The following is a 20,738-nucleotide window of genomic DNA, read 5'->3' as shown; positions in this document are numbered from 1 at the left end:
GAGCCAATGCAGAAGGCGCGAATAGGGGTCACCGGACTGGCGGTGATGGGCCGGAACCTGGCCCGCAACCTCGCCCGGCACGGGCACGCCGTCGCCGTCCACAACCGCACGCCGAGCCGGACCAAGGCGCTCGTCGAGGAGTTCGGCGACGAGGGGACGTTCCTGCCCGCCGACACGCCCGAGCAGTTCGTCGCGTCGCTGGAGCGCCCCCGGCGGCTGGTGATCATGGTGAAGGCGGGCGCCCCGACCGACGCGGTGATCGACGAGTTCGCGCCGCTGCTGGAGCCCGGCGACATGATCGTGGACGGCGGCAACGCCAACTTCCTCGACACCCGCCGCCGCGAGGCCGCCCTCCGCGAGCGCGGCCTGCACTTCGTCGGCACCGGCATCTCCGGCGGCGAGGAGGGCGCGCTGCACGGCCCGAGCATCATGCCGGGCGGCTCCGCCGAGTCCTACGCCGCGCTCGGCCCCCTGCTGGAGGACATCTCCGCCAAGGTGGACGGCACGCCCTGCTGCACCCACGTCGGCCCGGACGGCGCCGGCCACTTCGTGAAGATGGTGCACAACGGCATCGAGTACGCCGACATGCAGCTGATCGCCGAGTCCTACGACCTGCTCCGGCACGCCGCCGGGCTCGCGCCCGCCGAGATCGCCGAGGTCTTCCGCACCTGGAACGCCGGCCGCCTCGACTCCTACCTCATCGAGATCACCGCCGAGGTCCTCGCGCACACCGACGCGTCCACCGGCCGCCCGTTCGTCGACGTCGTGCTGGACCAGGCCGAGCAGAAGGGCACCGGGCGCTGGACCGTGCAGACGGCGCTCGACCTCGGCGTCCCGGTCGGCGGCATCGCCGAGGCCGTGTTCGCCCGCTCCGTCTCCGGCCACGCCGCCCTCCGCGAGGCCGCGCAGGGGCTGCCGGGCCCGTCCCGCACCGGCGGAGCCGGCGCCGGCTTCGCCGACGCGGTCGAGAAGGCGCTCTACGCGTCCAAGATCGTCGCGTACGCGCAGGGCTTCCACGAGATCCAGGCGGGCAGCGCCGAGTACGGCTGGGACATCGACCTCGGCGCGATGGCCACCATCTGGCGCGGCGGCTGCATCATCCGGGCCGAGTTCCTGGACCGCATCCGCGCCGCCTACGAGGCCGACCCGCACACGCCGACGCTGCTGACCGACGACCACTTCGCCGCGGCCGTCGGCGACGCGCAGGACGCCTGGCGCGACGTCGTCGCCACCTCCGCCCGCCTCGGCATCCCGGCGCCCGGCTTCTCCACGGCCCTCGCCTACTACGACTCGCTGCGCGCCGACCGGCTGCCGGCCGCGCTCACCCAGGGCCAGCGCGACTTCTTCGGCGCCCACACCTACCGCCGCGTCGACCGGGACGGCTCGTTCCACACCCTCTGGGGCGGCGACCGCACCGAGACCTCGGCCTGATCCCCGCTTCCCGGCTCGCGCGCCCGGCCCGGCGCGCGAGCCGATCTAGGCTTGCGGGATGCGGGTTCCGAGTGACGCGGAGATCCGGGCGCTGCACGAGAGGTGCGCGCCGGGGCGGGAGGCGTTCGAGCTGGTCTGGACGCACTGCGCGATCGTGTGCGAGATCGCCGAGCGCATCATGGCCGACGGCCGGTTCGACGCCGACGCGGACCTGGTGCGCGCCGGGTGCCTGCTGCACGACATCGGGGTGTACCGGCTCTACGACGCCGCGGGGGAGATCGACTTCAAGGGGTACGTCCGGCACGGTGTGCTCGGGCATGAGCTGCTGCGCGACGAGGGCTTCCCCGAGGTGATCTGCCGGTTCTGCTCCTGCCACACCGGCATGGGGCTGACCCGCGACGACATCGAGCGGCAGGCGCTCCCGCTGCCGCCGGGCGACTATGTCGCGCAGACCGGCGAGGAGCGGCTCGTGATGTACGCCGACAAGTTCCACAGCAAGACCAATCCGCCGGTCTTCGTGTCGGCCGACACCTATGCCGTCCATGTGCGGCGGTTCGGCGCGGGCAAGGAGCAGGTCTTCCAGGAGATGCGCGCGCTGTACGGCGAACCCGATCTCAAGCCCCTGGCGGCCGCGTACGGCCACGCGCTGGTGTGAGCGCGGGACGCCCACCGGCACGGGCAGTGGGCGATCGGGGGCAGGATGGAGGGGTGAGCCTTATCGATGAGCTTCCCTCCGGAAACGAGATTGACGCCGATTCGCTCTTCGAGGCGTTCGAGCGGTGGGTGTCGGGGCGCGGGATCACCCTGTACCCGGCGCAGGAGGAGGCGCTCATCGAGGTGGTGTCCGGCGCCAACGTGATCCTGTCGACCCCGACCGGGTCGGGCAAGAGCCTGGTCGCGGCGGGGGCGCTGTTCGCCGCGCTCGGCAAGGAGCAGGTCGGGTTCTACACTGCGCCGATCAAGGCGCTGGTCTCGGAGAAGTTCTTCGACCTGTGCGAGATGTTCGGCCGCGAGAACGTCGGGATGATGACCGGCGACGCCAGCGTGAACGCCGACGCCCCGATCGTGTGCTGCACGGCCGAGGTGCTGGCCAACATCGCGCTGCGGGACGGCGCCGACGCCGACATCGGCGTGGTGGTGATGGACGAGTTCCACTTCTACGCCGAGCCCGAGCGGGGCTGGGCGTGGCAGATCCCGCTGCTGGAGCTGCCGCAGGCGCAGTTCCTGCTGATGTCGGCGACGCTGGGCGACGTCACGTTCTTCCAGAAGGACCTCACCCGGCGGACGGGCCGGCCGACGGCGCTGGTGACCTCGGCGGAGCGGCCCGTCCCGCTGATCTACGACTACCGGGTGACGCCGCTGCACGAGACGATCGAGGAGCTGCTCGCCGAGCAGAAGGCGCCGATCTACCTGGTGCACTTCACGCAGGCCGCGGCGATCGAGCGGGCGCAGGCGCTGATGAGCATCAACGTGTGCACCAAGGCGGAGAAGGCGCGGATCGCGGAGCTGATCGGCAACTTCCGGTTCACCACCAAGTTCGGGCGGAACCTGTCGCGGTTCGTCCGGCACGGGATCGGGGTGCACCACGCCGGGATGCTGCCGAAGTACCGGCGGCTGGTGGAGCGGCTCGCGCAGGCCGGGCTGCTGAAGGTCATCTGCGGCACCGACACCCTCGGCGTCGGGGTGAACGTCCCGATCCGGACCGTGGTGTTCACGGCGCTGAGCAAGTACGACGGGCACCGGGTGCGGCGGCTGCGGGCGCGGGAGTTCCACCAGATCGCCGGGCGGGCGGGGCGCGCCGGGTTCGACACGGTCGGGTTCGTCGTCGCGCAGGCGCCCGAGCACGTCGTCGAGAACGAGAAGGCCCTCGCCAAGGCGGGCGACGACCCGAAGAAGCGGCGGAAGGTGCAGCGCAAGAAGCCGCCCGAGGGGTTCGTCGGCTGGGACGAGGACGTCTTCGCCAAGCTGCAGGAGGCCGAGCCGGAGATGCTCCGGTCCCGCTTCCAGGTCAGCCACGCGATGCTGCTGTCGGTGATCGCGCGGCCGGGCAACGCGTTCCAGGCGATGAAGCGGCTGCTGACCGACAACCACGAGGAGCCGGCGGCGCGCCGGCGGCACATCTCGCGGGCCATCGCGATCTACCGGTCGCTGCTCGCGGGCGGGGTCGTGGAGGTGCTGCCCGAGCCCGACGACCTCGGCCGGTACGCGCGCGTCACGGTGGACCTCCAGGAGGACTTCGCGCTCAACCAGGCGCTGTCGACGTTCGCGCTGGCCGCGTTCGAGGTGCTCGACCCGGCGTCGCCGTCCTACGCCCTGGACGTCCTGTCGGTGATCGAGGCGACGCTGGACGACCCGCGGCAGATCCTCGCGGCGCAGGTCAACAGGGCGCGGGGCGAGGCCGTCCAGGAGATGAAGGCCGAGGGCATCGAGTACGAGGAGCGGATGGAGCTGCTCCAGGACGTCGACCACCCGAAGCCGCTGGAGGACGAGCTCGACGCCGCCTACGAGATCTACCGGGCCGGGCACCCGTGGGTCGGCGACCATCCGCTGCGCCCGAAGTCGGTCGTCCGCGACATGTACGAGCGCGCGATGACGTTCACCGAGTACATCGGGTTCTACGAGCTGGCGCGGGCCGAGGGCCTGGTGCTGCGGTACCTGTCGGGGGCGTACAAGGCGCTGCAGCAGACCGTCCCGGAGTCCATCAAGAGCGATGACCTGATCGACCTGATCGAGTGGCTCGGCGAGCTGGTCCGGCAGGTCGACTCCAGCCTGCTCGACGAGTGGGAGCAGCTCGCGAACCCCGCCGACGAGGGCGACCTGGAGCAGCCGATCGAGGAGCGGGTCACGAAGGTGACCGCGAACGCGCGGGCGTTCCGGGTGCTGGTCCGCAACGCGCTGTTCCGGCGGGTGGAGCTGGCGGCGCTGGAGCGGTACGGCGAGCTCGGCGACCTCGACCCCGACTTCGGCGCGGACGCGTGGGCCGACGCGATGGACGGCTACTTCGCCGAGCACGACGAGCTGCTCACCGGCGCCGACGCGCGCGGCCCGAAGCTGCTGCGGATCGAGGAGGTGCCGGAGGACGCGCTGTGGCGGGTCCGGCAGGTGTTCGACGACCCGGAGGGGCATCACGACTGGGGCATCAGCGCCGAGGTCGACCTCGCGGGCTCCGACCAGGAGGGCGAGGCCGTGATCCGGGTGACCGGCGTCGACCGGATGTAGGGGAGGCAGCGATGGTGCAGGTGGCGGTGGCGCAGTTCGCGCCCGGCGTCAACAAGGACGAGAACCTCGCGGCGATCGGCGGGCTGGCCGCCGAGGCGGCCGGGCGCGGCGCGAAGGTCGTGGTGTTCCCCGAGTTCGCCATGTTCACGGCGCCGAAGCTGGACGGCCGGTTCGTCGACTCCGCCGAGCCGCTGGACGGCCCGTTCACGACCGGGCTCGGCGCGCTGGCGCGGCGGTACGGCGTGCACCTGGTCGCGGGCGTGAACGAGCGGCTGGACGATCCCGGCCGTCCTCCGGCCCCCGCCCACCGCGAGTCAGCGGACGAGCTCCGCCCGGCGCCCCGCTTCTCCAACACGCTCGTCGCCGTCGGCCCCGGCGGGGGCATCGTGGCCGAGTACCGCAAGCTGCACCTGTACGACGCGTTCGGGTACGAGGAGTCGGCGCTGGTCCGGCCGGGCGACATCGGCGAGCCGGAGACGTTCGCCGTGGACGGCGTCACGTTCGGCATGCAGACCTGCTACGATGTCCGGTTCCCCGAGGTGACGCGGCGGATCGTGGACGCGGGCGCCGACGTCCTGGCGCTGCCGGCGGCCTGGGTGCCGGGGCCGCTGAAGGAGGACCACTGGCGGACGCTGGTCCGGGCCCGCGCGATCGAGAACACCGTCTACGTCGCCGCCGCCGGCCAGTGCGCCCCGATGGGCGCCGGCAACAGCATGATCGCCGACCCGATGGGCGTGGTCGCGGCCGGGCTGGGGGAGGACCCGGGCGTCGTGTCCGGTGAGGTCTCGGCGGAGCGGATCGCCGCCGTCCGGGCCAAGAACCCGGCGCTCGCGCTGCGCCGCTTCACGGTCGTCCAGGCCGGCTAGCCGCGGTCACGCCGGGCCGGCCGCGGTACGGCGGCGAGGAGGGCGAGGACCGCCCCGAGGGCGAGCAGGGCGGCGAGCGCGGCGTAGCCGTAGGCGAGGGCGGCCGCGGTGGCGACGCCCCCCACGAGCAGCGGCCCGCCGGCGTCGCCGAGTTCGCGGCCGAGTTCGGCGGCGCCCATGGTCTGGCCCATGCGCGCGGAGGGCGTGCGGGCGGCGAGCGCGGCGAACCCGAGCGGGGTGATGAGCCCGGTGCCCGCGCCGACCAGCACCGCGGCCGCGAGGACGCCGGGCAGGCCGGGCAGCGCGGCGCACCCCAGCCCGGCGGCGGTGACCGCCAGCCCGGCGAGGACGCCGGTGCGGGCGCTCACGCGCCCCGCGTCGAGGGCGCGCCCGGTCCAGGGCTGGACGACCGCCGCGCACGCCGCGAGGACCGACACCGCGGCGCCGGTGGCGATGCTGCCGAGCCCGGCGGCCCGGCCGGACACCGGCAGGAACCCCACACCGGCCGACAGCGCGGCGGTCGCGGCGGCGAGGGCGGCGGTCGGGCCGAGGAACGCGGGGTCGGCCAGCCGCCGCGCGAGGTCGAGAACGGTCTGCCGGGCCCTCGGCAGCGGCGGCACGGCGGGGACGGCGAGCGCGGCCCACACCGCGACGGCGGCGCCCAGCACCGCCAGGGTCGCGAACAGCAGCCGCAGGCCGCCGGCCCACACCAGCACCCCGCCGAGGAGCGGGCCGAGGGTGTAGCCGATCGACTTGTAGAAGCCGTAGCTCCCGAACGCCCGCCCGAGCTTGGCGTCCGGATTGAGCCGGGCAACCAGCGCCGAGGCCGCGGGGGAGAAGGCCGAGGCCGCCGCTCCCTGGCCGAGGCGCGCCGCCCACAGCCATCCGGGACTGCCGGCCACCGCGTACAGCGCGGACGCGGCCGCGAAGGCGACGAGGCCGCCGAGCAGCACCGGGCGGGCGCCGACCCGGTCGGCGAGGGTGCCGAACAGCGGCTTGAGGACCACCTCCGCGCCGTCGTACAGCGCCAGCAGCCCGCCGAGCACGAGCAGGGAGGTGACGGCGTCGTCGGAGAAGCCGCCCAGGTTGGCGGCGATCCCGTGCGCCCCGAACGCGGTGGTGAACCCGGCCGCGTACAGCGGCCCCATCCGCCGGCCGGGAGCGTTGGGCACGTCCAAGAAATTAGCAGGGGCCTCGCCCGGCGTGCCCTGCCGGACGGCCCGGGTCACGCGATGACCACGTGCGGGGCCGGAGTGTGTATCAAGCTGGCAACGGTCGGGGCGATTCTCCGTGTCCGGACGACTGCTCAGCGTGACCATCGGAGGGTGCGCCTCTCCTCCAGCCTCCCGCCCGCCGGGTTCACCCGGGCCGAGCCGAGCCCGCCGGTGCGGCGCCGGGTGCTCCGGACGCCGTGGCTGCCCGTCGCCGTCGCCGCGCTCGCCATGGGGGCGGGGTTCTTCGCGGTCGGCTCCTGGACGGAACCGGTGGCCCCGGCCCGCACGGTCGTGCCGGACGCCGCCACACCGCCGCCGCCCCCGCCCCCGGCTTCGGCGCCTCCGCAGGCGCCGGCGCCTGGCCCGGTGACCACCACCGACCGGGAACGCGAGCGGGCGCCCGGCGGGCGGGCCGTCCCGAAGCGGGCGCGCCCCCGTTCCGCCGCACCGCGCCCGGCGCCCCGCAAGGCGCGTCCCCGCCCGCCCGTGCGGCACCCGAGGCACAAGGCGCGCAAGCCGCGCACCGCGCGCCCGGCCACGCCGTCCTGGGTCGCCGCCGAGTGCCGCCGCCGCTTCCCGGACGATCCGGCTCGCAGGGCCGCCTGCGTCGCCGCCCTCTCCGGCCGCCTCGGCGGCTGATCAGGCGGCCCGGGAGGCGAGCGCGCGCTCGACGCCGGCGCGCAGTTCACCGACGTCCACGCCCGCCCCGGTGACCAGCCGTGCGGCCATGAACTCCTTGTCGTGCAGCACGCCGAGCAGGATATGCCCGCTCTCGATGCGCTTCTGCTTGAGCCGGATCGCGTGCCGCAGGCTCAGCTCCAGCGACTTCTTGGCCCTCGGGGTGAACCGGAGATGGCCCTTCTCGCCGCACCGGGCCCCGGCGGGGGAGTCCAGCGCGCCCGCGCCGAAGCTCGCCTCCGTCGCCGCGCGGACGGCGTCCAGGTCGATGCCGATGCTCTTCAGCGCGTCGGCGTCCAGTGGGGACCGGCTCATACCGGCGAGGCGGGCGCGCAGACCTTCCGCCGTGAGCCCGTGCCCGTCCAGCAGGCGCGCCATGGCGTCACCGCCGTCGGCGATCGCCAGCAGCAGGTGCTCGGTGCCGATGAAGGGGGCGCCGAGGGCCCGCGCCTGCGCCTGGGCGCCGGTGACCGCCGCCCGCGCGCCGTCGGTGAAACGCTCGAACATCCCTCACTGCTCCTTTTTGAGAAGGCGGCGCCCGCCGCCGTGCTTCTTGTGGACGGCCTGCCGGCTCACGCCGAGGCAGACCGCGATCTCCTGCCAGGACCACCCCTGGTCGCGGGCGCTGGCGACCTGCAGCGCCTCCAGCCGCTCGGCCAGCTCGCGCAGCGCCCGCACGGCCCGCAGGCCCACCGCCGGGTCCCGGCTGCTCGCCTCCTGGGCGAGCGTCACTCCATCGCTCATGGCGTCAATGTAGGTTGACATCATGGGCCGTGTCAACCGATGTTGACGCGAGTCGGCGGTTCAGCGGACGGTCAGCAGCGTGGTGAGCAGGTCGTCCAGGCTGACCAGGCCCGCGATGCCGCCGTCCGGGGCCACCGCCAGGCCGAGGTGGCTGTGGTGGGACTTCAGGATCGCGACGGCCTCCCCGACCGGCGTCCCGACCGGCATCGCCGGGACCGGGTGCGCCAGCCGCCCGGCCGGCGTCGCCGCGCCCCGGGCGCGGGCCAGATAGGCGTCGCGGACGTGCACCATGCGGGCGGCGCCCGGCCGGTCCGGGTCGCGCAGCATGAGGCGCGTGTGGCCGCTGCGGGCGGCGGTGTCCACGACCTCCTGCGGGGACGCGGTCGCCGGCACCGACACGATGTCGGAGACCGGCACCACGAGCCCGGCCAGCGGCACGCGCGGCGCGTCCAGCGCGGTCGTGAGCAGGGTCAGCTCGCGCTCCGCGATCAGCCCGAGCCGCCGCGACTCCTCCGCGATGCTGCGCAGCTGCTCCGGCGTGCGCGACACCTCCCGCGAGTCCGCGGGCCGGACGCCCACCGCGCGCAGCAGCAGGTTCGTCGCGCCGTTCAGCACCGCCAGCAGCGGGCGCGCGACGGTCGCGAACGCGCGGAACGGCAGCCCCAGCACGGTCGCGGAGCGCTCCGGGTCGGCGATCGCCCACGACTTCGGCGCCATCTCGCCGACGACCATGTGCAGGAACGTCACCAGCGCCAGGGCCAGCACGAACGCGACCGCGTGCGCGGCGCCCCCCGGCAGGCCGGCGGTGTGGAACAGCGGGGTCAGCGCCCCCGCGAACACCGGCTCGGACACCAGGCCGAGGCCGAGCGAGCACATCGTGATGCCGAGCTGCGCGCCCGCGAGCGTCAGCGACAGCTCGTCGATCCCGGCGACCGCGGCGCCCGCCGCCCGCCCGCCGCGCGCGGCGGCCCGCTCCAGCCGCGGCCGCCGCGCCGCCACCAGCGCGAACTCCGTGGCGACGAAGAAGCCGTTGCCGGCCAGCAGCGCCAGCGTGACCGGCGCGCCCAGCGCGAGGTTCACCGGTCCTCCCCGGCGGTCTCGACGGTGCGGACGCGGATCAGCTCGGGCACGTGCCGGTGGACCGTCAGCACCTCGACGACCGCGGTGCGGGGCGGCTCGTCCAGCCGGGTCGGCGGGATGTCCACCCGCACCACGTCGCCGGGCCGCGCCACCCGGCCGAGCCGCTTCAGCAGCAGCCCCGCCACGGTCTCGTAGTCGCCCTCCGGCAGCGCGATGCCGGTCTCGTGGGCGACCTCGTCGATCCGCAGCCCGGCGTCGGTCGTCCACCACTCGCCGGTCCGGATCGCCAGCTCCTCGCCCGGCTCGTTCTCGTCGGCGATCTCCCCGACCAGCTCCTCGGCGACGTCCTCCCAGGTGACGATGCCGGCGAAGCCGCCGTACTCGTCCACCACGCAGGCCATCGGCTCGGCCGCGCCCTGCAGCCGGAGCACCACCTCCGGCAGCGGCAGCGAGGACGGCAGCAGCACCGGCGGCCGCGCGATCTCCGCGACCCGGACCCGCGCGGCCTCCCGCGTGCCGAGCGTGATCAGCTCCGCCAGCCCGACGACGCCGACCACGTCGTCGACGCCCTCGCCGAGGACGGGGTACCGGGTGTGCCCGCTCGCCGAGACGATGTCGCTCAGCTCGGCGGCGCGCGCGGACGCCTGCACGGTCACCACGTCGACCCGCGGCACCATGACCTCCTCGGCGTCGCGGTCGGAGAAGACCAGGGCCCGCTCCAGCAGGTCGACCTGCCCCGCCGGGAGCTGCTCCCCGGACTCGCCGATGATGTGCCCGAGCTCCTCCAGCGTCGCGCCGTGGTGCAGCTCCTCCACCGGCTCGATGCCGACCGCGCGGACGAGCCGGTTCGCCGACGCGTCGAACAGCCTGATCAGCGGGCCCGCCGCCGCCAGGTACACGAGGGTGGACGCGGCGAGCGCGCGGGCCAGCGGCTCCGCCCGCGCCAGCGCGAAGTTCTTGGGGAACAGCTCGCCGAGCACCATCTGGATCACGGTGGCGAACGCGAAGCCGACCGCCACCGCGACGCCGCCGACGGCCGCGTCCGGCACCCCCGCCGCGCGCAGCGCCGGGGCGAGCAGGTCGGCCAGCGCGGGCTTGGCGATGAACCCGACGACCAGCGCGGTCACCGTGATGCCGAGCTGCGCCCCGGAGAGCATGAACGACAGCCGCCCCATCACCCGCAGCGCCCGCGCCGACGCCCGGTCGCCCTCGGCCGCCCGCTGGGCGAGGACGGGCCGGTCGGCGGTGACGAACGCGAACTCCTGCGCCACGAAGTAGCCGGTCGCGGCCGTCAGCAGGAGCACCGCCAGCAGCCCGAGCGCGCCGTTCACCCGGCCCTCCCTCCGCCGCGCCGCCGTCCGGCGCCCGTCGTCCACGATCTTCCCTACCCCGGCGGGACGCCGTCTCTCCCGATTCCCGGACGGTTATCGACCGCTCTGCGTGGAATGAACCTCTGCATGGAATGAACCCGTGCACGGGCGGAACCGGCCCGCGAGGGCGCGAGCCGGGGCCACGAGTGCGAGGGGGGCCGATGCCCAGACCGTTCGCGTCGTCCGCAGACCTGGGCGACAAGACCCCGACGCTGGAGGTCCTGGCCGACGGGGTGTACGCGCTGACCGCCGAGGGGGACCCGAACGTCGGCGCCGTCGAGGGCGAGGACTTCCTGGTCTGCTTCGAGGCGCTCGCCACGCCGGCCGCCGCCCGCGACTGGCTCGCGGTGCTGCGCGAGCACACCGACAAGCCCGTCCGCTACCTGGTGCTGTCGCACTACCACGCCGTCCGGACGCTCGGCGCCAGCGCGTTCGGCGCCCCGGTGGTCATCGCGCACGACCTGACCCGCGCGCTGATCGCCGAGCGCGGCAAGCAGGACTGGGCCTCCGAGCTCGGCCGGATGCCCCGGCTGTTCAAGGACCCGGACGGCATCCCCGGCCTCACCTGGCCGTCGGTGACGTTCACCGGCACCCTGACCATCGACCTCGGCGGCGGCCGCGGCGACCTCGACCTCGCCTACTGCGGGCGCGGGCACACCGAGGGCGACATCGTCGCGTGGCTGCCCCGGCACCGGATCCTGTTCGCCGGCGACCTCGTCGAGACGCAGGCGGCGCTCTACACCGGCGACGCCTTCCACCGCGAGTGGGCGGCCGGCACCCTCGACCACGTCGACTCCTTCGGCGCCGAGACCCTCGTCGGCGGGCGCGGCGCCGTCGCGCACGGCCGGGACGCCGCCCGCGCCGCGGTCGCGCAGACCCGCGACTTCCTCGCCGTGATGCTCGACGAGGTCGGCAGGGTCCGGCGGGGCGGCGGCACCCGCAAGGACGCCTTCACCGCGGTCCGCGCCGCCCTCGCGCCCGCCTACGGCCACTGGCCGATCTTCGAGCACTGCCTGCCCTTCGACGTCGCCCGGCTCTGGGACGAGATGGACGGCGTCGAGCGCCCCCGCATCTGGACGGCGGAACGCGACCGCGAGGTCTGGGCGGAGCTGCAGGACTAGCCGGGGCCGTCCGGATCCCGGGACAGTAGGGAGGGAAGTGACGATGACCGGAGAAGCCCGCCCCCGCCCGGTGTTCGACCCGGCCCTCGGCACCGAGGCCCGCGCGCTGCTCGCCGCGGCGCCCGACCGGCTCGTCCCGGCGAGCCTGCCCGCGCCCCCGCCGCCCCGGCTGAGCGCGGCCGCGGTCGTGGCGCGGCTGGTGTGGATCCCGGCGTTCGCCGTCTTCTACGGCGTGCTGCCGGGCGGCTGGCTGCGGCTGTGCTTCCTCGACGCGCCCGACGACGGCGAGCTGCTCGGCCGCGCGGGGCGGTGGGGGCGGCTGCCCGTCCTCGCCATGATGCTCACGCCGGCGGTGCAGGTCGTCCTGCTGCTGCTCGGCCAGGTGCAGGCCGCCGCCGTCCTCGCCGGCGTCAGCTTCGCCGGCTGGGTCGCCGGGGCGCTGCGGCACCTGGGGGAGCCGCCCGCCGCGCGCGCCGCCCGCGAGCACCACGGCTCCTACCTGCTGCCCGCCGACTTCGACCGCCCCGCCGCGGGGCTGCTCGTCCGCGCCCAGCGGGCGGTCGACGCCGTCCTCGGGTCGCGGGCGAACGGCGCCGGGCTGCTGGACGACATCAACAACGCGGTCGTACTGCCGAGGCAGGAATGGGCCATCGCGGACGCCCTCGCCGAGCACACCCGGCTGCGCCGCGAGCGCCGCGCCCAGGAGCCCGGGCGGCTCTCGCCGGGCGTCCGGGCGCTGCTGGAGCCGCAGGACCGCGCCCTGGACCTGTCGGTGCGCTCGGTCACCGGGCGGATCGAGGCGCTGGAGGACTACGCGCGCCGCGCCGCCGAGGCCGACGACGCCTACCACGAGGCGCTGGTGCTGCGCGGCCTGCCGGAGCAGAACGCCCGCTACCGGGACCTGCTCGCCGGCACCGCCGCGGACGAGCTGGCGTCGGCGGAGGTCCGCGGCATGGCCGCGGACGCCCGGCGCGCCGAGCGGGCGCTGCGCGCGGACGGCCCCGGCGCGGTGCGCGCCGGCCGCGGCCCGGTCCCGCCCGCCGGGGGCGCCGGGGTCAGTTCTCGGCGAGCACGATGACGCGGTCGTCGGCGGCCAGGGTGAGCGGGGCCGTCTTGTCCGGGTTGAGCACCACGCCGTAGCCGGGCGGCTCGTGGAACCGCGCGGTCAGCCGGTAGCCGAGCGCGACCTCGCCGCGCCGCCGCGCCGACTCGATCAGCGTCGCGAAGTCGGCCGCCGCGCCCGGCACCAGGTAGTCGCAGGCGGGCTTGAGGTAGATCTCCGAGCCGGCGGGGTCGAGCAGGTCCACGAACACGTCGTACAGGTGCCGGTTCTCGCTCAGCTGGGTCAGCATCAGGCTTATCAGCTTCTCGCTGACCACGAAGTCGTCGGCCTTCGTGACCTGCGCGATCTCGCGGTTCGCGTCGTCGTTTATCTCGCTGACGATCGCGAACGGGTCGTTCCGGGGGGTGTGGGGGGTCGTCCCCCCACGAGAGACGGAGTCGCCGCCGGGGGTGCCGGGGTCGCCCAGGGCGTCCTCCATGTCGCGCAGGTGCAGCAGGGTGACGAGGGTGCGGGCGTCGGCGGTGTCGGGGTCGTGGCCCGCGTCCGACAGCACGATGACCTTCTGGTACCCGCCGACGTCGAGGGACTCCAGCGACGGGCGCTCGGTCGGCTCGGCCCGGACGAAGCCGACCTTGAGGTTGGCGGGCTCGGAGAGCTGCCCGGTCGGGTCCTCGCGCGGCGCCGCGACGACCAGCTCCGAACCGGGCGCGAGGAACTCGTCCAGCAGCTCGATGATCTTCGGGGCGCGGTGGTTCCAGCCGAGCATCAGCGTCCGCTCGGGCACCGGGTCCCGCGCGACGGCCGTGCTGATCGCCTCCTCCCGCACCGGCGGCGGCGGGCCGCCGGCGAGCCTGATCAGCAGGTCGTCCTCGGCCAGCACGATGACCTCGTCGTCGGCGCGGATCACGGTGTCCATCGGCGGGTTGAGCAGCACGGTCCCGTCGGCGCGCCGCAGCCCGGCGGGGACGCCGAGGTCGTAGGCCGACAGCGACTCCCCGAACGGGACGCCGGCGAGGGCCGGCTCGGGCCGCATGTAGAACTCGTGGCCGGCGAAGTCCAGCAGCTCGGTGCAGACCTGGGACAGGCCGGACTGGCGGTGCGACTGCACGATGAGCCGGATCGCGACGTCGTCGGCGTCGATGACGTGCGCGCGCTCGCCGCCGGCGAGCCGGGCGGCGGGCAGGTTCGCCGAGTCGTGCACGGCGGCGACGACGTGCGGGCGGTGCCGCCCCCAGGTGCGGGCGCCGAGCGTCAGCAGCACCTTGATGACGCGGGTGTCGGCGTCCGCGACCTCCGGGGTGACGATGAGGATGGACCGGGCGGTGCCGGGGCTGACCAGCTCCACGTCGGCGACCTTCAGCGGGTTGCCGGTGCGGCACACGATCCGGGTGCGGCCGAGGTCGCCGACGCGGGCGCGGATCGCGTCCTCCATCTCGACCTTGTCGCGGTCGGCGAGGATCGCCACGCACGACCTGCGCTTGCTCTGGTTGGCCTCGACCAGCTCGGCGACCACCGTGAAGACCTGCTCGGACCAGCCGAGCAGCACGGTGTGGTCGTGCTCGACGATCCGCGACCGGCCTTTGCGCAGCTCGCCGATCTTGGCTTCGAGGCCGGTGGTGAGGACGCCGATGAGCGAGCTGACGATGAAGATGCCGCCGACGGTGGAGGTCAGCATCAGCGCCAGGAACGGGCCCGTGCCGGTGTCGTCGCCCATGGTTCCGGGGTCGAGCGTGCGCAGCAGGCTGCGCCACACCATGCCGGGCCAGTCGCCGTTCTCGTCGGTGTCGCGCGGCGCGATGACGACCGCCGCGGTCGCCACCACGAGCACCAGCGCCACCGAGGCCAGGCCGAGCCAGCCGATGAGGGCCGGCGTCCCCTTCGACATCGTCCGGTCGAACCAGTAGCGGATGCGCTCCCGTCGCGTCACAGGTGCCAACCGGTACGCCCCCTATCGGCCGCCGGTCGTCGCCCGCCGGCAGCCTATTGCGATGTCTTGTGCTATTACCGGCATTATCCCCTAATAGCGTTTTGCCCGGTGCGCAACCAAGGGGCCGAGGTGGTGAGAATTCCACCCCGGCCCCTGCGTGCCGTGCCGGAACGCCGCCGGCGCGCGGTCCGCTAGTGCGCGGCCTCGTACTGCTCGATCACATTGGCGGGGATACGGCCCCGCTCATTGACCTTGATGCCGTGGTTCTTCGCCCACTCGCGAATCTCGGCGGAGCGTTCGCGGCTGCCCGCGGTACGCGACCCGCGGCCGGCGCGGCCCGTGGTCTTGCGCGCCTTGCGGGCGCTGGCCACGAACGGCTCCAGGCCGTTGCGCAGCTTGGCGGCGTTCTTCTTGCTCAGGTCGATCTCATAAGACGTCCCATCGAGGGAAAAGCTGACGGTCTCGTCAGCCTCTCCACCGTCGATGTCGTCGACGAGAAGGACTTCGACCTTCTGTGCCATGCGGGGACTCCCTCTAGCTATGCGTCCGGCTTCGCGTCCGGATGTGCCTCGATGAATGCAGCATAGACCTCATCCGATATCTTGCCACGTTCGGAGACTTCGATGTGCTGACGCAATGCCCACTCGCGGACATCGCCGTTCGTGTAGCCCTTGATCTTCGCGGTGCGGGACTTGCGGCCCTTCCCGGCGGGCTTCACCTCCGCGGCGTTCTCGATGAAGGGCGCGAGGGCGTCCAGCATCTCGTTCAGCCGCTTGTAGTTGTCATCGCTCAGGTCGATCGTGAACGTCCGACCCAAGACTTCGAAGTCTCGCTTTACGACATCGCTCCCTTCGGAGCCGTCGATGTCGTCCACGCGAATGACCTTCTCGGCCATGTGCTCTGTGTCTTCCTTCCCCTCGCCGCGCGGCGCCCCTCGCCTGCGCGGCGACCCCGACCGTAGCGGATTCGGGCCCCCGCCATGGATGGGACACGGGGAGGAGGGCGGCGGAAGCGCGGCGGGCGGGGGCGGCGGCCGCCCGGGGCCGGCTCAGCCGCCGCGGCGCTGGATCCAGGTGTGCAGGAGGAGCATCATCTCCAGCCGGATCTCCGGGTCCTCGATGTCGAAGCCGAACATCCCGTGGAGCTGCGCCAGCCGGTACCGGACGGTCTGCGGGTGCACGCACAGCACCTCGGCGGCGCCGGTGGCGTTGAAGCCGTGCTTCATGCACTCCAGCAGCGTCACGGCGAGGCGCAGCCCCTGCCGCGGGCCCGCCTCGTCCAGCGGGGCCAGCCGCCGGGACGCCACGATCGCGGCGAGCGACCCGCCCTCGCGCAGCAGCAGGCTCGGCAGGTGCTCCTCGGCCCGCACCAGCACCCCGCCGCGCCGGGCCCGCCCGCCGCGGGCGCCGGAACCGGCGCCCCCGGCCGGACGGTGGGGCGCGGCCGGGGCGAGGTCGAGCGCGCGCCGCGCCCACAGCAGCGACGTCCCCGCCTCCTCCACCGGCACCGACGGGCCGATCGCGCCGGTCCAGCCCGCGAGCGTCGCGGCCAGCTCGTCGAGCCGGCCCGGCCCGTCCGGGTCGGGCATGATCAGGCAGGGCCGGCCGTGGTCCAGCCCGGTGAGCAGGGACGGCGGCAGCCCGGCCGGGCCCTCGCCGCCGCTGCCCGGCCGCGGCCGCAGCACGATCACCGCCAGCCGGCGCGGCAGCGGCCAGCCGGCCCGCGCCGACTGCTCGCGGGCGACCTCCGGCGGCGCCGGCGGGTCCGACAGCAGCAGGGACAGCAGCCGGCCGCGGCGCTGCTCGCGCTCCCCGGCCGCCTTCTCCCGGGCCCGCGCGTAGCCGTGCGCGGCGGCGGACGCGAGCGCGTCCAGGTAGGCGAAGTTCGCCTCCGCGAGCAGGGTGATCAGCGCGCGGGGGCGGCCGAGCCGCTCGGCCTCGACCGCCAGGTGCCGCCAGGCGATCCGCGACCCGACGCGCATCGCGTTCTGCAGGTGCTCCAGGCTCCGCCCCTCGACGGCCTCGCCGTAGCCGACGTCGAAGAAGACCTGGTACACCTCCTTCCACGAGGTGTCCGGGTCGGCGATCATCTGCACGAAGTGCTCCATGGCCTGCGCGACCGCGGCCTCGGCGACCCGCCAGTAGGCCGCGTCGCCCGGCCGGTCGTACTCGGGGACGTGCCGCAGCACGCCCGCGACCATCACACCGAGCAGCTCCGGCAGCCGGGGCCGCATCCAGCGCGCCTCCTCCGCCGGGACGTCGCGCCACGGCTCCTCCGTCAGGCCCGCCAGGACCGGTGATCCGGCGTGCGCGTCCTCGAATGCCGCGGTCACCTCGCCACCTCCCGCTCACCCGCTGCGAAAGCGTCGTTCTCCGGGCGGTCAGACCGCCCGGTCGTCCCAACGTAGGCACCCGGCGTGATCCGCGACACTCAGCCGCCCGCACCGTCCGCCACCGCATTTGTCAGCCCGTTGACAAGCGCCCGTGGAATCGCCGTGGAAGGGGTGCGGAGGACGGAAATCAAGTTCCGGTCAAAGCGCGCATGCCGCCCGGATCGGGGGGTAGCCGCCCCCACGTGTCCATTCACCGTTGAGGGAGCTGGAACATGGCTGATCCCGCCGACCGGGCGGACCGGAAACAGGAGCAGCTGGACCGCCGGCGGGTGAGTCCGGAGGGTACCGCGCTCACCACCGACCAGGGGATCCGGGTCGACGACACCGACAACTCGCTTTCCGCGGGGGAGCGCGGGCCGTCGCTGATGGAGGACTTCCATCTGCGCGAGAAGATCACCCATTTCGACCACGAGCGCATTCCCGAGCGGGTGGTGCACGCGCGCGGCGCCGGCGCGTACGGCCATTTCACGCTGCACGAGTCGCTCGCCGACTACACCACCGCCGAGTTCCTCACCGACACCTCGCTGACGACGCCGGTGTTCGTGCGGTTCTCCACCGTGGCCGGGTCACGCGGCTCGGCCGACACCGTGCGCGACGTCCGCGGGTTCGCGACGAAGTTCTACACGCGGCAGGGGAACTTCGACCTCGTCGGCAACAACATGCCGGTGTTCTTCATCCAGGACGGCATCAAGTTCCCCGACTTCGTGCACGCGGTGAAGCCGGAGCCGCCGAACGAGATCCCGCAGGCGTCGTCCGCGCACGACACCCTCTGGGACTTCGTGCAGCTGCAGCCCGAGACGATGCACATGATGATGTGGCTGATGTCGGACCGGGCGCTCCCGCGCAGCTTCGCGATGATGCAGGGGTTCGGCGTCCACACGTTCCGGCTGGTGAACGAGCGGGGAGCCGGGACGTTCGTGAAGTTCCACTGGAAGCCGAAGCTCGGCACCCACTCGCTCGCCTGGGACGAGACGCAGAAGATCGCGGGCAAGGACCCCGACTTCAACCGGCGCGACCTGTGGGACCGGATCGACGACGGCGACTTCCCCGAGTACGAGTTCGGCGTCCAGCTGGTGCCGGAGGAGGACGAGCACCGGTTCGGGTTCGACCTGCTCGACGCAACCAAGATCATTCCGGAGGAGGAGGTGCCGGTGCGGCCGGTCGGCACGCTGGTGCTGGACCGCAACCCCGACAACTTCTTCGCCGAGACCGAGCAGGTCGCCTTCCACCTCGGCAACGTCGTGCCCGGCATCGACTTCACCAACGACCCGCTGCTGCAGGCGCGGCTGTTCTCCTACCTGGACACGCAGCTGATCCGGCTCGGCGGGCCGAACTTCCCGCAGATCCCGGTCAACCGGCCGGTCGCCGAGGTGCGCAACCACCACCGCGACGGCTACCACCAGATGGACCTGCACCAGGGGCAGGCGAGCTACCACAAGAACTCGCTGTCGGGCGGGTGCCCGGCGGTCGGCGGCGCGGGCTCGTTCAGCCACTACCAGGAGCGGGTGGACGGCCGAAAGATCCGCAAGCGGAGCGAGAGCTTCGCCGACCACTACTCCCAGGCGACGCTGTTCTGGAACAGCATGGCCGACTGGGAGAAGGAGCACATCGTCGGGGCGTTCCGCTTCGAGCTCGGCAAGTGCGACCACAAGCACATCCGGGAGGGCGTCGTCGCGCACCTCAACCACGTCGACCACGACCTCGCCGTCCAGGTCGCCAAGGGCGTCGGCGTGGCGCCGCCGGAGGCGCCGGCGACGGCCAACCACGGCCGCAGCTCGCCCGCGCTCAGCCAGGCGAACTCGCCGGCGGAGTCCGTCCAGGGCCGCAAGGTCGCGATCCTGGCGGCGGACGGCGTCGACTCGGCCGCCGTCACCGCGGTCGGGGACGCGCTCACCGAGGCGGGCGCGGTCTGCGACGTCCTCGCCGCCGAGGACGGCTTCGTCCAGGCGGCCAACGGCGGCCAGGTCGAGGTCACCCGGGCCATGCCGACGGTCGCGTCCGTCCTCTACGACGCGGTGTTCGTGCCGGGCGGCGAGGAGAGCGTGCGGACCCTCGCGCAGGACGGCGACGCCGTGCACTTCGTCGCCGAGGCGTTCGTGCACTGCAAGGCCGTCGGCGCCCTCGACGCGGGCATCGGGCTGCTGGAGCGCGCCGGAATCACCGGGGTGCGGTTCGCCGACGGCGACGTCGTCAGCGACGCCGGCGTCGTCACGGGCGAGGGCGCGTCGGCCGAGTTCCCGCGCAAGCTGGTCGAGGCGGTCGCGGCGCACCGGCACTGGACGCGGGCCAAGGCGCACGTGCCCGCCTGACCCGCCGCACGGACCGGGCCCGGTCCGGGGGACTCCTGCCGCCCCCGGGCCGGGCCTTCCGCATGGCCGCATTCCGCCAATTATTTGTGGGCTATCTCACAGGGCGTCCGGTATCCGTGCCGATTTGAACGATGTTTTGAAAATGTATCTTGTTCGACCGGCCCGGTAAAACGCTTCGGCGGGCGCGGTGAAACGCGCCGCTATCGCTCCGCATTGCGGCCGGGTGACGTGCGCGGTCGGCCCGGCCGACCGCCGGCGCGCGCCCTGCAAGCGGACGCTGACATGCGGTTTCCGGCCCGGGAAGGCCGTGTACGGCGCCCCCGCGGGGCCGCCGGGTTGCCGGACTGGGCAGCCCGCGGCGGCCCGGACTGCCCAGGGGTGCAGTTCAGCCGTGCGCATTTCTGTAGCAAGATGACGGCCGTCCGGTCGACATATCCGCCCCTTCCCGAGAACGGCGTCAGGTGGCGTTTTCGGCAGGCGGAGCCGAAGGCCCAGGGGCGGGTAATTGGAGGGGAGCCCATGACCGCGTCCGTTATCGAGCGATTCCGTGAGCTGGTCGTCGACGAGTCGGATCCCTTCTACTTCGACCATCCGCTCGACCACGTGCCGGGCATGCTGCTGTTCAGCGGCCTGCTGGAACTGGCGGCCCGCGCCGACGGGCTGCGGGCGCGCGGGCGGCCGCCGGGCCGCGTCGTCGCCGGCCTGGACTTCACCCGCTTCTGCGAGCTGGACCGCGGCACGACGCTGGCGTGCCGTCCCGTCCCCGGCCGCAACCGCGCCTGGACGGTCGCCGCGCGGCAGGCCGGCCGGGAGGTGTGCGGCGGCTCCATCGCGTTCACGGACGCGGACCCGGCGGCTCCGGGCGATGGGCCCGCTCCGGCGCCGGCCCGGCGGGCGGCTGCCGGGCTCGTGCACCGGCAGCGCGCCGAGAACGTCCTGGTCGGCGAGCCGGTGCGGCGTGGGCGGGCCGTGGTCGAGTCGGCGGTGCTCCAGCCGGCGGGCGCGCCCGCCGCGCCCCGCGGCCCCGTGGAGATCGTCGAGGCGGGCCGGCAGTTCGCCACGATGCTGGAGCACGCGGAGCACGGCCGGCCCATGGACGCGACGCTGCTGTGGGTGGCGCTGCGGGCGGACGTCCCGTACCGGGTCGGCCGCGACGTCCCACTCGTCCTGCGCTGGCTCAGCGCGCGGCCCGCCGGCCGCCGGTCGCGCTGCGCGGCGACGCTCGCGGACGCCGCGACCGGCGCCGTCCTGGGGTCGCTCACCTATGAGGCGTACGCGGTCGACCCGGAGCAGTACGCGCGGACCCGGGCCCGGTGAACGGCAC

Annotated in this window: 18 protein-coding genes; 9 read left to right on the top strand and 9 right to left on the bottom strand. The window is 74.0% G+C overall.

Annotation, left to right across the window (positions count from 1 at the left end):
- Positions 1–6 precede the first annotated feature (6 nt).
- Genes gndA through ACGFI1_RS00745 form a run of 4 tightly spaced genes read left to right on the top strand, consistent with a single transcriptional unit; the run spans position 7 to position 5,516 of the window.
- The gene (gene gndA / locus ACGFI1_RS00760) at positions 7–1,431 is read left to right on the top strand and encodes an NADP-dependent phosphogluconate dehydrogenase (protein WP_386868548.1); all 1,425 of its coding nucleotides are present in this window, start codon (positions 7–9) and stop codon (positions 1,429–1,431) included.
- Positions 1,432–1,489: 58 nt separating this feature from the next.
- On the top strand, positions 1,490–2,086 hold the full coding sequence (locus ACGFI1_RS00755; protein ID WP_392781704.1) for an HD domain-containing protein: 597 nt from the start codon (positions 1,490–1,492) through the stop codon (positions 2,084–2,086).
- Positions 2,087–2,139: 53 nt separating this feature from the next.
- The gene (locus ACGFI1_RS00750) at positions 2,140–4,650 is read left to right on the top strand and encodes a DEAD/DEAH box helicase (RefSeq protein WP_386868544.1); all 2,511 of its coding nucleotides are present in this window, start codon (positions 2,140–2,142) and stop codon (positions 4,648–4,650) included.
- An 11-nt stretch (positions 4,651–4,661) separates the two neighbouring features.
- Complete coding sequence (locus ACGFI1_RS00745; RefSeq protein WP_386868542.1) at positions 4,662–5,516, top strand: carbon-nitrogen hydrolase family protein; 855 nt, start codon at positions 4,662–4,664, stop codon at positions 5,514–5,516.
- Here the strand turns inward: ACGFI1_RS00745 and ACGFI1_RS00740 are convergent.
- Positions 5,513–6,688, bottom strand: a complete 1,176-nt coding sequence (locus tag ACGFI1_RS00740; RefSeq protein ID WP_392781701.1) for an MFS transporter — start codon at positions 6,686–6,688, stop codon at positions 5,513–5,515. The two genes, ACGFI1_RS00745 and ACGFI1_RS00740, sit on opposite strands and share 4 nt — an antisense overlap.
- A 153-nt stretch (positions 6,689–6,841) precedes the next feature.
- Here ACGFI1_RS00740 and ACGFI1_RS00735 point away from each other — a divergent pair, with 153 nt between their 5' ends.
- Positions 6,842–7,369, top strand: coding sequence for a hypothetical protein (locus ACGFI1_RS00735; protein ID WP_392781698.1), 528 nt, complete (start codon positions 6,842–6,844; stop codon positions 7,367–7,369).
- Here the strand turns inward: ACGFI1_RS00735 and ACGFI1_RS00730 are convergent, their stop codons facing one another.
- From ACGFI1_RS00730 to ACGFI1_RS00715, 4 genes are read right to left on the bottom strand one after another with little or no spacing between them, the layout of a single operon-like run.
- A complete protein-coding gene (locus ACGFI1_RS00730; RefSeq protein ID WP_387068605.1) occupies positions 7,370–7,915 on the bottom strand; it encodes a Clp protease N-terminal domain-containing protein in 546 nt (181 codons plus the stop codon).
- A 3-nt stretch (positions 7,916–7,918) separates the two neighbouring features.
- Positions 7,919–8,152: a helix-turn-helix domain-containing protein gene (locus tag ACGFI1_RS00725; RefSeq protein ID WP_067794089.1), complete on the bottom strand. Its 234-nt coding sequence runs from the start codon at positions 8,150–8,152 to the stop codon at positions 7,919–7,921.
- A 60-nt stretch (positions 8,153–8,212) separates the two neighbouring features.
- Entirely contained in the window at positions 8,213–9,232 is a 1,020-nt protein-coding gene (locus tag ACGFI1_RS00720; protein ID WP_392781695.1) for a hemolysin family protein, read from the bottom strand.
- On the bottom strand, positions 9,229–10,608 hold the full coding sequence (locus ACGFI1_RS00715; protein ID WP_240807645.1) for a hemolysin family protein: 1,380 nt from the start codon (positions 10,606–10,608) through the stop codon (positions 9,229–9,231). The genes ACGFI1_RS00720 and ACGFI1_RS00715 overlap by 4 nt, the downstream gene beginning before the upstream one ends.
- Positions 10,609–10,763: 155 nt before the next feature.
- On the opposite strand from ACGFI1_RS00715, the gene ACGFI1_RS00710 reads away from it, so the two are divergent.
- Positions 10,764–11,723, top strand: coding sequence for an MBL fold metallo-hydrolase (locus ACGFI1_RS00710; protein WP_386868532.1), 960 nt, complete (start codon positions 10,764–10,766; stop codon positions 11,721–11,723).
- A gap of 43 nt (positions 11,724–11,766) precedes the next feature.
- The gene (locus ACGFI1_RS00705) at positions 11,767–12,801 is read left to right on the top strand and encodes a hypothetical protein (RefSeq protein WP_387068601.1); all 1,035 of its coding nucleotides are present in this window, start codon (positions 11,767–11,769) and stop codon (positions 12,799–12,801) included.
- Here the strand turns inward: ACGFI1_RS00705 and ACGFI1_RS00700 are convergent.
- The 4 genes from ACGFI1_RS00700 to ACGFI1_RS00685 all read right to left on the bottom strand — a co-directional run bounded on the left by ACGFI1_RS00700 (position 12,779) and on the right by ACGFI1_RS00685 (position 17,045).
- Positions 12,779–14,722, bottom strand: coding sequence for a CASTOR/POLLUX-related putative ion channel (locus ACGFI1_RS00700; RefSeq protein ID WP_449201318.1), 1,944 nt, complete (start codon positions 14,720–14,722; stop codon positions 12,779–12,781). The genes ACGFI1_RS00705 and ACGFI1_RS00700 overlap by 23 nt on opposite strands.
- A gap of 182 nt (positions 14,723–14,904) precedes the next feature.
- Positions 14,905–15,234, bottom strand: a complete 330-nt coding sequence (locus ACGFI1_RS00695; RefSeq protein WP_138636842.1) for a histone-like nucleoid-structuring protein Lsr2 — start codon at positions 15,232–15,234, stop codon at positions 14,905–14,907.
- A gap of 17 nt (positions 15,235–15,251) precedes the next feature.
- Entirely contained in the window at positions 15,252–15,608 is a 357-nt protein-coding gene (locus tag ACGFI1_RS00690) for a histone-like nucleoid-structuring protein Lsr2 (RefSeq protein ID WP_392781688.1), read from the bottom strand.
- A gap of 153 nt (positions 15,609–15,761) precedes the next feature.
- Positions 15,762–17,045 carry a PucR family transcriptional regulator gene (locus ACGFI1_RS00685; RefSeq protein WP_392781686.1) on the bottom strand — a complete coding sequence of 428 codons (1,284 nt, stop codon included), beginning with the start codon at positions 17,043–17,045 and terminating at the stop codon, positions 15,762–15,764.
- 272 nt (positions 17,046–17,317) lie between these two features.
- On the opposite strand from ACGFI1_RS00685, the gene ACGFI1_RS00680 reads away from it, so the two are divergent.
- Together ACGFI1_RS00680 and ACGFI1_RS00675 are read left to right on the top strand one after the other, a co-directional pair.
- Positions 17,318–19,414, top strand: a complete 2,097-nt coding sequence (locus ACGFI1_RS00680) for a catalase (RefSeq protein WP_386868525.1) — start codon at positions 17,318–17,320, stop codon at positions 19,412–19,414.
- Between the two features lie 519 nt (positions 19,415–19,933).
- Complete coding sequence (locus ACGFI1_RS00675; RefSeq protein ID WP_392781683.1) at positions 19,934–20,731, top strand: AfsA-related hotdog domain-containing protein; 798 nt, start codon at positions 19,934–19,936, stop codon at positions 20,729–20,731.
- Positions 20,732–20,738 lie beyond the last annotated feature (7 nt).

The sequence above is a fragment of the Actinomadura geliboluensis genome (assembly GCF_043197915.1).
Lineage (GTDB): Bacteria > Actinomycetota > Actinomycetes > Streptosporangiales > Streptosporangiaceae > Spirillospora > Spirillospora geliboluensis.
The sequence above is the reverse complement of the archived record's forward strand: the minus strand, read 5'-3'. Positions and strand labels throughout refer to the sequence as shown.

Coding starts and splice junctions, on each gene's coding strand:
- gndA (WP_386868548.1), top strand. CDS start 7: ATGCAGAAGGCGCGAATAGGGGTCACCGGACTGGCGGTGATGGGCCGG.
- ACGFI1_RS00755 (WP_392781704.1), top strand. CDS start 1,490: ATGCGGGTTCCGAGTGACGCGGAGATCCGGGCGCTGCACGAGAGGTGC.
- ACGFI1_RS00745 (WP_386868542.1), top strand. CDS start 4,662: ATGGTGCAGGTGGCGGTGGCGCAGTTCGCGCCCGGCGTCAACAAGGAC.
- ACGFI1_RS00730 (WP_387068605.1), bottom strand. CDS start 7,915: ATGTTCGAGCGTTTCACCGACGGCGCGCGGGCGGCGGTCACCGGCGCC.
- ACGFI1_RS00725 (WP_067794089.1), bottom strand. CDS start 8,152: ATGAGCGATGGAGTGACGCTCGCCCAGGAGGCGAGCAGCCGGGACCCG.
- ACGFI1_RS00710 (WP_386868532.1), top strand. CDS start 10,764: ATGCCCAGACCGTTCGCGTCGTCCGCAGACCTGGGCGACAAGACCCCG.
- ACGFI1_RS00705 (WP_387068601.1), top strand. CDS start 11,767: ATGACCGGAGAAGCCCGCCCCCGCCCGGTGTTCGACCCGGCCCTCGGC.
- ACGFI1_RS00695 (WP_138636842.1), bottom strand. CDS start 15,234: ATGGCACAGAAGGTCGAAGTCCTTCTCGTCGACGACATCGACGGTGGA.
- ACGFI1_RS00690 (WP_392781688.1), bottom strand. CDS start 15,608: ATGGCCGAGAAGGTCATTCGCGTGGACGACATCGACGGCTCCGAAGGG.
- ACGFI1_RS00680 (WP_386868525.1), top strand. CDS start 17,318: ATGGCTGATCCCGCCGACCGGGCGGACCGGAAACAGGAGCAGCTGGAC.
- ACGFI1_RS00675 (WP_392781683.1), top strand. CDS start 19,934: ATGACCGCGTCCGTTATCGAGCGATTCCGTGAGCTGGTCGTCGACGAG.